This window comes from Providencia sp. PROV061, assembly GCF_011045655.1.
Lineage (GTDB): Bacteria > Pseudomonadota > Gammaproteobacteria > Enterobacterales > Enterobacteriaceae > Providencia > Providencia hangzhouensis.
This window is the reverse complement of record NZ_CP042861.1, coordinates 2381628-2395876: the sequence shown is the minus strand read 5'-3', so window position 1 is coordinate 2395876 and position 14249 is coordinate 2381628. Positions and strand designations below refer to the sequence as shown.

The following is a 14249-nucleotide window of genomic DNA, read 5'->3' as shown; positions in this document are numbered from 1 at the left end:
TTCAGTATGAACGCTATTTTATTTTTTATATCCGATAATCTATTAAACTATTGACGGCAAAAAGTGTACAAAGTACACTTGCAATTAATACAAAGGGAGGGAACCCTGTGAGTCACGCAATTGAATTTATTGAAACCAGCTTTTTTACCAAACAAATCCAATCTATCGCCACACAAGAAGAACTTAGGATATTACAAAATGAACTTATCGCATGGCCAGATAAGGGCGATATCATCCAAGGAACGGGTGGGCTTCGTAAAATTAGGATGGCAACTGGTAATAAAGGAAAAAGTGCAAGTGTACGAGTTATTTATTTCCTAGCTACAGCAGAAATTATTTATTTTATAATGGCTTATCCAAAAAATGTCAAAGATACGCTAAATGACTTAGAAAAAGCAGAATTAAAGAAACTAACGAAATTACTAAAAAATGAGGTATAAAATGAGTATATTCAACGAATTAAAAGCCTCTTTAGAAGAAGCTGTTGAAATAAAACAAGGCCATCAAAAAGCCGCTAATGTTACTCGTTACGAAATTACTGATGTCAAAGCTATTCGAGAACAACTGAATGTTTCCCAAAGCGAATTAGCTCATGCACTAGGAACTAGCCTCGATACAATTAAAAGTTGGGAACTTAAACGACGAAACCCAACAGGGCTAGCAGCTAAAATACTTATCGCCATTAAACGTAACCCAGCTTTATTTGCTGAGTTAGCAGCAATTTAACCACTTCTTCGTTATAAAATGAGTGGCTTTCTAAGTAGCCACTCATGACAAACAGTAAAATTTTCGAACCTATCAGCCACCAGCTAACTTAACTTGAAAACCTTTCGCCTCAAGGTACTGTTTGATAACATCACGTTTATCGCCTTGAATTTCAACGTTACCGTCTTTGACAGCTCCGCCACAGCCACACTTCTTTTTAAGATCAGCCGCTAATTTAGCTAATTCGCTGTCTTCAAGGTCAAGACCAGTTACAACACAAACCCCTTTTCCTTTACGGCCTGATGTTTCACGGCGGATCCGCACAATACCATCACCTTTAGGCCTTTCAATTTTGGGTTTATCTTCAGCAATACGCCCTGTTTCTGTACTGTAAACAAGACGACTATTTGAATCATTCATAGCAAACCTTCAATAGACTGATTGATTTGTTGTAATGTGGCAGTTGGGTTTTCACTACGCGTAATCGGACGACCAATCACCATATAATCCACACCCGCCTTCACTGCATCTTGTGGTGTCATAATGCGGCGTTGGTCCCCAACATCACTTCCCGTTGGGCGAATACCTGGGGTAACTAATTTGAAATCGACACCACAAATTTGTTTTAAACGTTGGGCTTCATGAGCAGAGCAAACAACACCATCTAGCCCGCATTGTTTGGTTAATAAGGCCAAACGCTCTGCATGAGCAGCTGGTGACAGGTTAATCCCAACACCAATGAGGTCAGATTCATCCATACTCGTTAATACGGTTACTGCTGTGAGTAATGGCGCCTCTTTACCATAAGGCTCAAGAGATTGGCGTGCCGCCTCCATCATACGAGCACCACCACTTGCATGAACATTAACCATCCATACCCCCATTTCAGCCGCAGCTGCAACCGCTCGGGCAACAGTATTTGGAATATCATGAAACTTCAAATCTAAGAAAACATCAAAACCACGATCATGGAGTGACTTAACAAATTGAGGACCATTAAAAGTAAACATTTCTTTGCCTACTTTTAAGCGACAATCACGTGGGTCAATGCGATCCACAAAAGCCAAAGCCTCATTAGCATTTTCATAGTCAAGTGCCACAATAATTGGTGAATGTGTGTGGTTCTCAGTTGAGGAAATCATTTCTTAGCCTTTAAAGAGTCGTTATTATTTAAAAAGTGACGCTGTCACTGCCCATCTAGCCCACGAATAGGTTTAATCGTGTCCCACGAGCGACAAGATGGGCAATGCCAATATAATGCACGTGATGTAAACCCACATTTATGGCAACGATAATCGGGTTTGGTACGAATTTGCTCCCCTACCATTTTTCGTAGCAAAATCAAACTTTCTTTTGCCCTTCCATCTTCAGCTTCTTCAAGATGGTAATCCATTAAACGATAAAATAAACGCATGGTAGGATGACGTTGAATTTGGTCATTAATATAATTTGCAGCGGCTTCGTGATTTTGCTTTTCAACAATAATATCCGCTAAATAAAGCTCTGCAATAGCCCCTGAGTTACCCGCAACACACTGACGTAGGTAATCTTCCCACTCATCGGCTTGGCCAGTATGTTGGTAGCAATCAAACAGCAAAGGTAGCGTTTCAGCGACGAGCTCTCTATCTTGCTCATAGACTTGTTTTAGAACATGAATTGCTTTGTCGTAATTACCTTGTTCGATGAACAACCGCCCTTTCATAATTGAGACCCGAGCGCAGTGGTTGTCGGCTTGCTCTGCCTTATTTAAAAAGATCAGTGCATCTTCGAGATCATCGCTAGCAAGTTGTTGAGTCGCTAGTTCACAATAAAAATGTGCAATTTGCTCACGTAGCTCTGTATGCCCTAATTTAACCAGTTTACCTGCTGTTTCAATAGCTTTTGTCCAATCACTAGTTAATTGATAAATATTTAACAGGGATTGTAAGGCACTTTGTTTGAAATCGACTTCGTCCGTCAATTGTTGAAACATGTTTTCTGCTCGGTCATAAACACCAGCAGCCATGTAATCTCGACCGAGTTGTTGGGTTGCTAGCAAGCGTTGTTCAAATGATAAAGCGGCACTTTCCACCAGCGACTGGTGAATGCGAATGGCGCGTTCAACTTCACCACGAGAACGGAATAAATTTCCCAACGTGAGATGTGCTTCAAAAGCAGAGCTATCTTCATTTTTCAGCATATCGAGGAATAAATCGACAGCTTTATCTTGTTGATTAGACAATAGGAAGTTAACGCCTGTCACATAATCACGTGACAAGCGATTCGCATGTTGTTGCTTATCTTGTTGAGCACTTCTGCGCCCCATGTACCAACCGTAAGCAGCAGCAACTGGTAGCAGCAGAAACAGCAACTCGAACATACAGGATTATTCCTTGTTCTGAGTCGTCACTAATGAGGTTGAATCGGAAATATGACTTTCTCCAGCACCTAATTGTGATTCTAAACGTCTAATTTTACGACGTGCGTTTTTCAGGCTAACAATGACTCGTAAATAAAATACAGCACAAACTAGCCAACCTAGCACAAAACCGACACCAAAAAGTGATGCAAGAAGGGTCGATAATGAAAAATCCCCTTTTGCAATCAGGTAGTTAAATGTAATAACCTGATCATTGCTTGAACCTAGCGTAATCGAAATAATAAAAAAAGCGACCGCTAGTAATAAAATCAGAAAATATTTCACATTTATTCCCGTTATCAGTTCTATTCATCCAATAATATCTACCTGTTAAGGTAGCATTTCCAACGCATTCAGACAAAGCAATTTATTTTATACAATGAGAGATTTAAGTCAGATCTCCCCTAATAATGGTTAACTTGATGAAAGATTAATCGGTTTTACTCAGTATTCCCCATGCTCGCAAAATATAATAACCAAATAAGGCAAAACACGCACTGATGATCACTGAAGTAATTATATCAATAGGCCAATGCATGCCCAACAACATACGACTAAATGCAATACCCTCAGCCCAAATAGCGAGCCCTATCGATAAAACGTATAAACGTTGTTGCCAAAAAATCGCAATTAAAAACAATGCCCAGCCAGCCGCAAATAACATATGACCAGAAGGAAAAGAATATCCGGTTTCTGCTTGCCAGTGTTTACGCTGCCATTTCGCTATATATTCATCTTGTTTGACGGTGTCTTTAATTAATTTTGCTCGTTCACTACGTTTTAACGCATAAAAGTCTGATGAAGGAATTTGATATTCGGTTGCCAGCCATTCCACATAAGGGCGAGGCTCTTTAAACGTACTTTTTAATGCCGTCTTCAAACCTTGCTGCAGTAATACAATACCAACAAGAACAAGCAATATTTTCAGTTGCTGTTTTTTTTCTGAACGAAAAATAAATGCAACTGCGCCAAGAAATAACAGAGACGTTAAAATACTATAAGGTGCTCCCGCAGTGTCTGTCAGCCAGAGTATCCATTTCATTGAGTTAAACTGGGTTTCTGGTGACCAATGCCACCCTGTAACTATCATCACCATGGGAGGCATAATTAATAACAATGCAAAAGTACAAACGACCAAAACAGTTTTTTTCATTCAACGTGTTCCAAATAAAGTTCTATTAAATATACAAATATTCCATTCACCTATTATTAACTCTGTTATAGTAATACAGCGTTGGTCGTGTGCAAAGAATACCAACCTCTATATGCTAAACGTCATATAGCATCGATGTATTATAGTTAAGCTACTTTATATCGATAAACGTTATTAATTAAGCAAGAGTTACTTTAACTAATGAAAGAAAATATGCAGCTAAAACGCGTTGCCGAAGCTAAGCTCCCTACACCTTTTGGTGAATTTTTGATGGTGGGTTTTGAAGAAATCGCAACCGGTCGTGATCATGTAGCGTTAATTTTTGGCGATATCTCAGGAAGTGAACCGGTACTCAGCCGGATCCACTCCGAATGTTTAACAGGAGATGCGTTATTTAGTCTACGTTGCGATTGTGGTTTTCAATTAGAAGCCGCACTCTCTCAGATTAGTAAAGAAGGCCGAGGGGTATTACTTTACCATCGTCAAGAAGGCCGAAATATTGGCTTGCTGAATAAAATCCGAGCTTATGCATTGCAAGATCAAGGCTTAGATACGGTTGAAGCTAACATTAAGTTAGGCTTTAAAGCGGATGAACGTGATTTTACCTTATGCTCTGATATGTATAAGTTATTGGGGATAAATGAAGTCCGCTTATTGACGAATAACCCGAAAAAAATCGATATCATGCGTGAAGCTGGAATTAACGTGGTAGAACGTGTTCCGTTGATCGTTGGCCGCAACCCAAGTAATGAACATTATCTTGACGTTAAAGCAGAAAAAATGGGCCATATGCTATTTAAGCACCAATGACCTCAGCAAAGGAAGAGTGTTCTGCTCTTCCCTTTATTTTTCCTATTTCATTATCACCATTCAAAGTGTGCCATTTATCCACGGCTATATTCACTTTCTTTCCATAAGGTTTATACTGTTAGCCATCTGATTACCCTGACGAATAAACTGAGTTTTTGAGGTTTATTCCGCATACTACCAGGAGATACTGTGAACAACCTGCATTCCATTCAACGCATGAGAAGATTGCGTAAAACTGAAAAACTCCGCACTTTATTCCAAGAAACTCACCTTTCTATTAATGACCTTTGCTTGCCAATTTTTGTTGAAGAAGAACTCGACGATTATATGCCAATCAACAGCATGCCGGGTGTTATGCGTATTCCTGAAAAACGCCTTGCTTATGAAATTGAGCGTATCGCAAATGCAGGAATAAAATCAGTGATGACCTTTGGGGTTTCCCATCATCTTGATGATAATGGTAGTGATGCATGGCAAGAAAATGGTTTAGTGGCACGTATGTCACGTATCTGTAAAGAAACCGTCCCTGAAATGATAGTGATGTCTGACACCTGTTTTTGTGAATACACTTCCCATGGTCACTGTGGTGTCATGCACGGCCATATCGTTGATAACGATGCAACCATCCATAACCTAGGTTTACAAGCGGTTGCCGCTGCACGTGCAGGTGCTGATTTTATTGCCCCTTCTGCGGCAATGGATGGCCAAGTTGCCGCAATTCGTCATGCACTTGATGAAGCTGGTTTTACAGACACCGCCATTATGTCTTACTCCACAAAATTTGCTTCAGCACTGTATGGCCCATTCCGAGATGCAGCGGGTTCATGCCTTAAAGGGGATAGAAAAACGTATCAGATGAACCCAATGAACCGCCGTGAAGCACTACATGAATCACTAATTGATGAACGTGAAGGTGCTGACGCGCTAATGATTAAACCTGCTGGGGCTTATTTGGATATTATTCGTGATTTACGTGAGCATACCCAATTACCTATCGGTGCTTATCAAGTCAGTGGCGAATATGCACAAATTAAATTTGCTGCTCAAGCGGGTGCAATTGATGAAACTCGTGTGGCTCTTGAAACACTGGGGTCAATCAAACGCGCAGGTGCTGATCTTATTTTCACTTATTTCGCTTTACAATTAGCCGAAGCCAACGCGTTATAATCTCATTCAGTTAAAGAAACCCGCACTACTGTATAAAATTACAGTAGTGCGGGTTTTTGTCATTTTTGTTGAATAATAATACTTAAATCGACCAATTAACAACCAAATGGCTATTTTGCTCTTTGCAATTCAAGTTGTTGAGTTAGTGTTTGCGCATAATGCTGTGCTTGCTCTGCCGTTGCCAAACCAGCAATCAATAAATCTTGTTTACCCGCAGATGTTGTTGCGACCACTCCCCAGTAATCAACTTCAACCGTAATACTTTCAGGGTTTTGATCGGGCATCGGCAGAATATCAAAGTAGTCTTGTAATGGCGCAATGGTAATGGCGGTATAATCTGCATTTAAGCCGAGTGGAAATTCTTTGTCTGCATATAAACGCAAATCATGGACTTCCGTTTCAGGTGTTCTCATCACAATAGAATATAAGTTAGGTATGTGCTCCAAAATGTCACGAACCTCTTCGTTCGCACCATCAAAATGGGATGTGGTTAATAAGATATCTGCTGCCCACAATGCCCCTTTATAGAAATCGGTTTCATTGATATCTGCCATACTCATTTCCTTAATAGTGTTTTCGATAAGCTAGTCACATGGTGCCCCATGTTGAAGCTATTACATTCAATTATTTTGCACAAAGAAACTTATTTATGGCGAACTTCACCCTATTTTCATTTAGCCTAGTTGCGACTATTTTCTCCTTTAATTTACCGTCTATTTAACACCATAACGTAGATTGCCATCAAAAATATTGAGAAAAAACAAGATTGATAAATAAGATTAAATATTAAAAAATAAAAACGCCCGTAGGATACAATCTTACAGGCGTTGAAGTGTCATAATTTAATGATTAATGTAGCATCTGTCTTATTACATAATGCAAAATACCACCATGACGGTAATAATCCATCTCCGTTGCGGTATCAATACGACAGCGAGTTATAACTTCTTTTATATCCCCATTACCATAAGTGATTTTCACCGTGATATCCTGCCCTGGGGTAATTGACTGAAGCCCTGTGACATCAATGCGTTCATCACCTTTTAACCCGAGAGTTTTACGAGATACCCCATCTTTAAATTCTAAAGGTATAACCCCCATGCCAATCAAATTAGAACGGTGGATACGCTCGTATGATTCAGTAATGACAACTCTCACACCTAATAAATTCGTGCCTTTAGCTGCCCAATCTCGGCTAGAACCTGAACCATATTCTTTACCGGCGATTATAGCTAATGGGCGATTTTCTTGTTGATACTGCATTGCCGCATCATAAATCGCCATTTGTTTGCCTGTCGGTATATGTAAGGTATATCCCCCCTCTACACCTGGCACCATTTCATTGCGAATACGAATATTTGCAAATGTTCCTCGCATCATCACTTCATGGTTACCACGACGCGAGCCATAAGAGTTGAAATCTGCAACAGCAACGCCGTGTTCTTGCAGATAACGCCCCGCTGGACTCTCTTTTTTGATATTCCCTGCAGGAGAAATATGGTCAGTAGTTACCGAGTCGCCGAGGATCGCTAAAATATTTGCACCATGAATATCTTTGACCGGTGCTGGCTGAACTTGCATACCTTCAAAGAAAGGTGGATGGCGAATATAAGTTGAGTCTTCTTGCCAGTGATAAGTTGAAGAGCTTTCAACTTTCAATGCTCTCCAAGCGTCATCACCTTCAAAGACCGCATTATATTCTTTGCGGAACATGTCTGTTTTAACTTGCTGTACAGCTTGGGCAATTTCAGCACTCGATGGCCAAATATCTTTCAAATAAACATCGTTACCTGATTTATCGACACCGATAGGATCGGTTTTCAAGTTGATATTCATGTTACCCGCCAGAGCATATGCAACAACAAGTGGCGGTGATGCTAACCAGTTGGTTTTCACCAATGGATGAATTCGCCCTTCAAAGTTACGGTTACCCGATAACACAGCGCCAACGGTAAGATCCGCTTGTTTAATCGCCTCTTCTATTGGTTCTGGTAATGGGCCTGAGTTACCAATACAGGTTGTGCATCCATATCCGACAAGATTGAATCCGAGCTTATCTAAATAAGGCGTTAAACCCGCGACAGCAAGATAATCAGTGACAACTTTTGAACCCGGTGCCAATGATGATTTAACCCATGGCTGACGGACTAACCCTTTTTCAACGGCTTTTTTCGCTAATAGTCCTGCAGCCATTAATACACTTGGGTTCGACGTATTCGTACAAGATGTAATTGCCGCAATAACGACTGCACCATCGGTTAACTCAAAAGTTTTATTTTGATATTTAACAGAAGGATAGCTCGATTGAACTTTTTTATTAACTTCTAACTCTACTGCACCGCGAAATGCTTTTGGTACTTGGCTGAGTTCAACTCTATCTTGCGGACGTTTAGGGCCTGCTAAGCTGGATTCAACCGTCGACATGTCTAACTCAAGTGTACTGGTAAAAATAGGTTCATCACCTGCATAACGCCACAAACCCTGTTCTTTGCTATAAGCTTCCACCAGCGCAATTTCATCATCACTGCGCCCAGTTAAACGCATATAAGATAGCGTCACTTCATCAACAGGGAAAAAACCACAAGTTGCGCCATATTCTGGTGACATATTCGCAATCGTTGCTCGGTCTGCTAATGGTAAATCCGCTAGGCCATCACCATAAAATTCAACAAATTTACCCACAACACCATGTTGACGTAGCATTTGTGTTACCGTCAATACAAGGTCGGTTGCTGTTATCCCTTCGGATAATTTCCCTGTTAATTTAAAACCAACAACATCAGGGATCAGCATTGAAACCGGTTGGCCTAACATCGCGGCTTCAGCTTCAATACCACCGACACCCCAACCTAACACACCTAACCCGTTGATCATCGTCGTATGAGAGTCCGTGCCCACTAAAGTATCGGGATAGGCATATAATTTACCGTCAATTTCTTCATACCATACTGCCTTGCCAAGGTATTCTAAATTAACTTGGTGACAGATACCGGTACCCGGCGGCACTACTTGAAAACGATTAAATGCTTTTTGGCCCCAACGTAAAAATAAATAACGTTCATGGTTACGCGCCATTTCAATTTCAACGTTATCGCCAAATGCTGATTCGGTTGCAAACTCATCCACCATCACCGAGTGGTCAATCACTAAATCAACAGGTGACAACGGGTTTACTTGCTCAACATTGCCGCCAAGGGATTTAACTGCTTCACGCATAGCGGCAAGGTCAACAACAGCAGGAACACCCGTGAAGTCTTGCATGAGAACACGCGCTGGGCGATAAGCAATTTCTCTATCTGCATGCGCGTTTTTTTGCCAGTCAATTATTGCTTGTAAATCTTGTTCGACAACTGAGGTGCCATCAATATGACGTAATAGATTTTCGAGTAAAACTTTTAATGACTTAGGTAATTTAGTCCCCTCACCGAGCTTTTTTTCAGCAATCGCTAAACTGAAGTAATTATACTGCTTGTTTCCAACATTGAGTGTCGAAGCACTCGTTGTTTTTAGACTCAACGACATAACTCCTCCTTGGTTTTTATGGCTATGGCAATATTTGTATTTACCACCATTATTTTTTGTTAACCAATTGTAATCATAGTTGCTCTAGAAATTTGATTTATAGATTTTGTGCCAAATATTGAATTTTTCTCTATTAATAATAGGAAATTTAAGATAAGAAGGGAAATAAGTCAGGAAAAAACTAAGTACACCAACTCGGTAATAATAATAAAAACCCTAGAAATACGATCACTAGGGTTCCTACTTACAAATTATGACAAGGCAAAAATATAAAGAAATTAAATGATAGGCAGTTTCATATCTTTAAAAAACTCTTCAATTTCTTCATTGTTACGTATAGCAACCGCTTTATCGACCACATCACGGGTTAGATGCGGTGCGAAACGCCACATAAAATCATACATATAACTACGCAAGAAACTAGTACGTTTAAAACCAATCTTGGTTGTGCTATAGCTGAACTTATCACGCATATCAATCACAACTAAATCGCTATCACTAACAGGGTCAACGGCCATACTCGCGATAATACCGATCCCTAACCCTAATCTAACATAGGTTTTAATCACGTCAGCATCGGTTGCAGTAAAAATAATTTTGGGCTCAAGACCAATTTTCTGAAATGCCACATCTAATTCTGAACGGCCAGTAAACCCATGAGTATAGGTTACAATTTGATATTCAGAGATATCTTCAATAGTGACATTTTTTTTCGTTGCAAGTGGATGGTCTTTTTGCACGACCACACAGCGATTCCAATGGTAGCATGGCAACATAATCAAATCGTTATAAAGGTGCAATGCTTCGGTTGCTATCGCAAAATCACTGTTACCTTTGCACACTTCCTCAGCGATTTGCGTTGGTGACCCTTGCTGCATATGCAATGAAACATGTGGATAACGCTCAATAAAACCTTTGATTGTCGGAGGTAAAGCATAACGAGCTTGTGTATGTGTCGTGGCAATACTCAAGCTACCTCTATCTGGATAAGTATGCTCCCCAGCAACCGAGCGGATCGCTTCTATTTTTGATAGCACTTCTCGGGAGATCCGTACCACTTCTTCCCCTGCGGGAGTAACATGCGTTAAGTGCTTACCACTACGCGCAAAAATTTGGATCCCAAGCTCATCTTCAAGCATCCGCACTTGTTTACTGATACCGGGCTGTGATGTAAAAAGCCCCTCAGCGGTTGAGGAGACATTCAAGTCATGGTTAACCACTTCAACAATATAACGTAATTGCTGCAATTTCATATTTCAGTCTACCTCATACAGGAATAATGTGCATTTGCTATCTATAGCTAAAGAATATTACATATAGCTAATAGTTATAATTGATTTATTTGATATAACCAATATAACATCATTCTCTGAAGAATAAACAGTATGATGATAAAATTTCATCTAAATACCCTCTACAATGAAGAAAAGCAGTAAGGTACTGCAAAGACGGATTAACTTTATTTCATTATGTGGTTCAATAAGTGAAATAAATTTTGCAGAACACTCGCTCCAAGGTTTAACGTATTAGAGTGGATATCGTAATTCTCAACGAAGAGAGGTGGTTACATGCGTTTAAATGTTTTGGCTTTAATTATTGGTATGTCGACTATTTCTTTTGCCCCGTCACTATTGGCAAAAGAAGTTAGTTATGGACAACAAAAAATTGTTTTGTCTGACACGATTGAACCCGGCAATGATTTTTACCGTTATGTGAATGAAGATTGGGTAAATAAAGCGCAAATCCCTACCGGTATGCCACGTATTAACTCTTTTGTGGAATTATACTTAAATACAGAAAAACAAATTCAATCGATAATTGACCAGCTACAGCAGATCCCCGAAAACAAACTTACGCATAATCAACGAAATATTCGAAATTTATATCTTAGTTACCTGAATGAAACGGCTATCGAACAGGCAGGAATTACCCCAATAAAATCCGATTTAGATGCCATTAAGAAAGCTAAAAGCCATAGTGATATTAGCCAGTTAATGACCCAACCCGACTACAAATCATTGATTTCTTATTGGGTAGACTTAGATGCTAAAGCACCGGATACCTATGTGCTTTATATCGGCCAAGGCGGCTTAGGGCTACCTAATCGGACTTATTACCTCGATAACACACCGCAAATGGAAGATATTCGAAAAAGTTATATCGCTTATATCGCTACCATGTTAGAGCTAGCCGGTGAAAAAGATGTCACACAAAAAGCACAGAAAATTTTTGATTTAGAAAAAGCGATTGCAACTGTACATTGGAGCCCTGAGGCCCGCCGTGACACTATCAAAAATTACCATGCAATGACCTTAGCTGAAATGAAAAACCATACCCAAGGTTTTGATTGGGATAGCTTTATTACTAGCCGCAAGTTAACTGATAAGCAACTTGCGAAAGTGGTCGTTGAAACGGACAGCGCAGTTGAACAAACTGCAAAGATTTTTGCAGATACCCCAGTTTCGACATTAAAAGATTACTTAACCTTTCAGTATATTAGTGAGCACGCACGTTATTTAAACCAAACCATCGCAGATGCACAGTTTGATTTTTACTCGAAAAAACTCAATGGTATTGAGAAGCAACGCACCCGCCAAGAGCGCGCTTTGCAAACCGTTAACTCACTCCAAGGTGAGCCATTAGGGCAAATTTACGTCGAACAATATTTCGACCCTCAAGCTAAAGAAAAAATTAAAGATTTGGTTAGTTATGTGAGAGGAACATTTAATTCACGCTTAAAAGTCAATGACTGGATGGATGAGCCTACTCGCCAAGAAGCCCTTAAAAAATTGGAACAATTCACGGTTAAAGTGGGTTATCCAGACCAATGGAATGATTTCAGTGAGATTAACCTCAAGCCCGATTCATTATTAGAGAATTATAAGCAAGTTTTAGCTTGGTCATATGATGATATGATTGGCAAAATTGGTCAGCCTGTTCGTCAATGGGAATGGGGAATGACGCCACAAACAGTCAATGCCTATTTCAACCCTGTTCAAAATGAAATTGTGTTCCCTGCTGCAATTTTACAAGCACCGTTCTTTGACCCTAATGTTGACCCAGCCTATAACTATGGCGCAATAGGTGCAGTCATCGGCCACGAAATGGGCCATGGTTTTGACGACCAAGGCAGTTTATATGACGGAACCGGGCAGTTACGTAATTGGTGGAGTGAGAGCGCTAAAACCCACTTTAAAGAGAAAACCGCTAAGCTTGTTGAACAATATAACGGCTTTACTGTTGATGGCTTAAAGGTGAACGGTGAGCTTACATTAGGGGAGAATATTGGTGACCTCGGTGGGTTAAATATTGCCTTAAGTGCTTATAAGCAATTTGCCAAAGAAAACTACCCAAATGGTGAGGCTCCAATTATTGACGGAACAACTGGGTTACAGCGTTTCTTCATTGCTTGGGCACGCACGTGGCAAGAGCTGTCAAATAAAGAATCTGAACGTAATAAGATTATGACGGACCCTCATAGCCCTAACCAATTTCGCGCAAATGGCGTAGTACGCAATATTGATGACTGGTACGAAACATTCGGTGTTGATAAAAATAACGCCCTGTATTTGGCACCAGAACAGCGTATTCGTATTTGGTAATTTATCAATGACAAAAGAAGGCTCGAAATTTAGCGTGAGCCTTCTTTTTATGACTAGGCATTAAGCGGCGCTGAGCCCTAGGAGCATACATCAGTATGTAATTAACATTAGTAAGTCCAGATAACAATTCTGCTGTTTAAATCATATTCTAATCAATGCAATACTGTCTTTTAAACTACTTTATAATCAATACAATACGCTAAATAGTTCAAGTTGTGGCTAGGCAGCAAGCGGCGCTAAGCCCTAGGAGCATACATAAGTATGTGACTAGGGTTAGCAAGCGCAGCTAACAACGCCACAGCTTGAAATATGACGCGTATTATTTGATGACGCCGCAGGCCATCCTAGCCCCACCACCGCCTAACGCTTCTGGATTATCAGAATAGTTATCACCACCCACATGCACCATCAATGCGCGGTCTTGAACATCTTTGAGTGATTTTAAACGTGGCGCTAGCACCGCATAATTAGCATTACCTTGGCTATCGGCAACTAGGCCGGGTAAATCACCTAAATGCCCTGTGTTATCATAAGGGCCTTTATGAACGCCTGTTTTGGCTGGGTCTAAATGACCACCTGCTTTTAATGCAGGTACCGATTTACCGTCTTTTTCTGCAGGTTCGCAGCTTGGGTTCTCATGAATATGGAAACCATGAATGCCTGCTTGTAGTCCTGTTAATTTAGGCGTGAACAGTAATCCATATTCCGTTTCTGAGATAACAACCTCACCTATTGCTTTACCATCACCTGTGGGTGTCGCTTCTTTTAATACAACAGTAGACTGAGCAGCGTACGCTGTCCCCGCTGTCAATAATGCAGCCAGTAAATACATTTTTAACTTCATTTTGCCTCCGGTGGATAACTTTTATCTATCATTCCATCGACTTACCTA

The 14249-nt window shown here is 40.3% G+C and carries 14 protein-coding genes; 5 read left to right on the top strand and 9 right to left on the bottom strand.

What is annotated here, in order from left to right; genetic code table 11:
- The first annotated feature begins 107 nt into the window (after positions 1–107).
- On the top strand, positions 108–440 hold the full coding sequence (locus FVA72_RS10865) for a type II toxin-antitoxin system RelE/ParE family toxin (protein WP_036957715.1): 333 nt from the start codon (positions 108–110) through the stop codon (positions 438–440).
- A gap of 1 nt (position 441) precedes the next feature.
- Positions 442–726: a NadS family protein gene (nadS, locus tag FVA72_RS10860; RefSeq protein WP_096863771.1), complete on the top strand. Its 285-nt coding sequence runs from the start codon at positions 442–444 to the stop codon at positions 724–726.
- Between the two features lie 72 nt (positions 727–798).
- On the opposite strand, the gene yciH is transcribed toward nadS, so the two are convergent.
- From yciH to FVA72_RS10835, 5 genes are all read right to left on the bottom strand, one after another.
- Complete coding sequence (gene yciH, locus FVA72_RS10855) at positions 799–1125, bottom strand: stress response translation initiation inhibitor YciH (RefSeq protein WP_110591748.1); 327 nt, start codon at positions 1123–1125, stop codon at positions 799–801.
- Positions 1122–1847, bottom strand: a complete 726-nt coding sequence (pyrF, locus tag FVA72_RS10850; RefSeq protein WP_110591749.1) for an orotidine-5'-phosphate decarboxylase — start codon at positions 1845–1847, stop codon at positions 1122–1124. Before pyrF ends, yciH begins: the two co-directional genes overlap by 4 nt.
- A gap of 44 nt (positions 1848–1891) precedes the next feature.
- On the bottom strand, positions 1892–3064 hold the full coding sequence (gene lapB, locus FVA72_RS10845; RefSeq protein ID WP_004254221.1) for a lipopolysaccharide assembly protein LapB: 1173 nt from the start codon (positions 3062–3064) through the stop codon (positions 1892–1894).
- Between the two features lie 6 nt (positions 3065–3070).
- On the bottom strand, positions 3071–3388 hold the full coding sequence (locus tag FVA72_RS10840; RefSeq protein WP_004254219.1) for a LapA family protein: 318 nt from the start codon (positions 3386–3388) through the stop codon (positions 3071–3073).
- A 145-nt stretch (positions 3389–3533) separates the two neighbouring features.
- Positions 3534–4256 carry a phosphatase PAP2 family protein gene (locus FVA72_RS10835; protein ID WP_110591751.1) on the bottom strand — a complete coding sequence of 241 codons (723 nt, stop codon included), beginning with the start codon at positions 4254–4256 and terminating at the stop codon, positions 3534–3536.
- 213 nt (positions 4257–4469) lie between these two features.
- Here FVA72_RS10835 and ribA point away from each other — a divergent pair, with 213 nt between their 5' ends.
- Both ribA and hemB read left to right on the top strand, forming a co-directional pair.
- Complete coding sequence (gene ribA / locus FVA72_RS10830; RefSeq protein WP_094960627.1) at positions 4470–5066, top strand: GTP cyclohydrolase II; 597 nt, start codon at positions 4470–4472, stop codon at positions 5064–5066.
- Between the two features lie 189 nt (positions 5067–5255).
- On the top strand, positions 5256–6233 hold the full coding sequence (gene hemB / locus FVA72_RS10825) for a porphobilinogen synthase (RefSeq protein WP_036957706.1): 978 nt from the start codon (positions 5256–5258) through the stop codon (positions 6231–6233).
- 110 nt (positions 6234–6343) lie between these two features.
- Here hemB and FVA72_RS10820 read toward each other — a convergent pair whose 3' ends face one another.
- The 3 genes from FVA72_RS10820 to cysB form a co-directional block, all read right to left on the bottom strand.
- Positions 6344–6787 (bottom strand): hypothetical protein, encoded by a 444-nt coding sequence (locus FVA72_RS10820; RefSeq protein WP_036957705.1) that lies wholly within the window; start codon positions 6785–6787, stop codon positions 6344–6346.
- A gap of 295 nt (positions 6788–7082) precedes the next feature.
- Positions 7083–9755, bottom strand: coding sequence for an aconitate hydratase AcnA (gene acnA, locus FVA72_RS10815; RefSeq protein ID WP_110591752.1), 2673 nt, complete (start codon positions 9753–9755; stop codon positions 7083–7085).
- 278 nt (positions 9756–10033) lie between these two features.
- On the bottom strand, positions 10034–11008 hold the full coding sequence (gene cysB / locus FVA72_RS10810; RefSeq protein ID WP_004254202.1) for an HTH-type transcriptional regulator CysB: 975 nt from the start codon (positions 11006–11008) through the stop codon (positions 10034–10036).
- A 315-nt stretch (positions 11009–11323) separates the two neighbouring features.
- Here cysB and FVA72_RS10805 point away from each other — a divergent pair, with 315 nt between their 5' ends.
- Positions 11324–13357, top strand: a complete 2034-nt coding sequence (locus FVA72_RS10805; RefSeq protein WP_110591753.1) for a M13 family metallopeptidase — start codon at positions 11324–11326, stop codon at positions 13355–13357.
- Between the two features lie 319 nt (positions 13358–13676).
- Here FVA72_RS10805 and sodC read toward each other — a convergent pair whose 3' ends face one another.
- Positions 13677–14201 carry a superoxide dismutase family protein gene (gene sodC, locus FVA72_RS10800; RefSeq protein ID WP_110591754.1) on the bottom strand — a complete coding sequence of 175 codons (525 nt, stop codon included), beginning with the start codon at positions 14199–14201 and terminating at the stop codon, positions 13677–13679.
- Positions 14202–14249 lie beyond the last annotated feature (48 nt).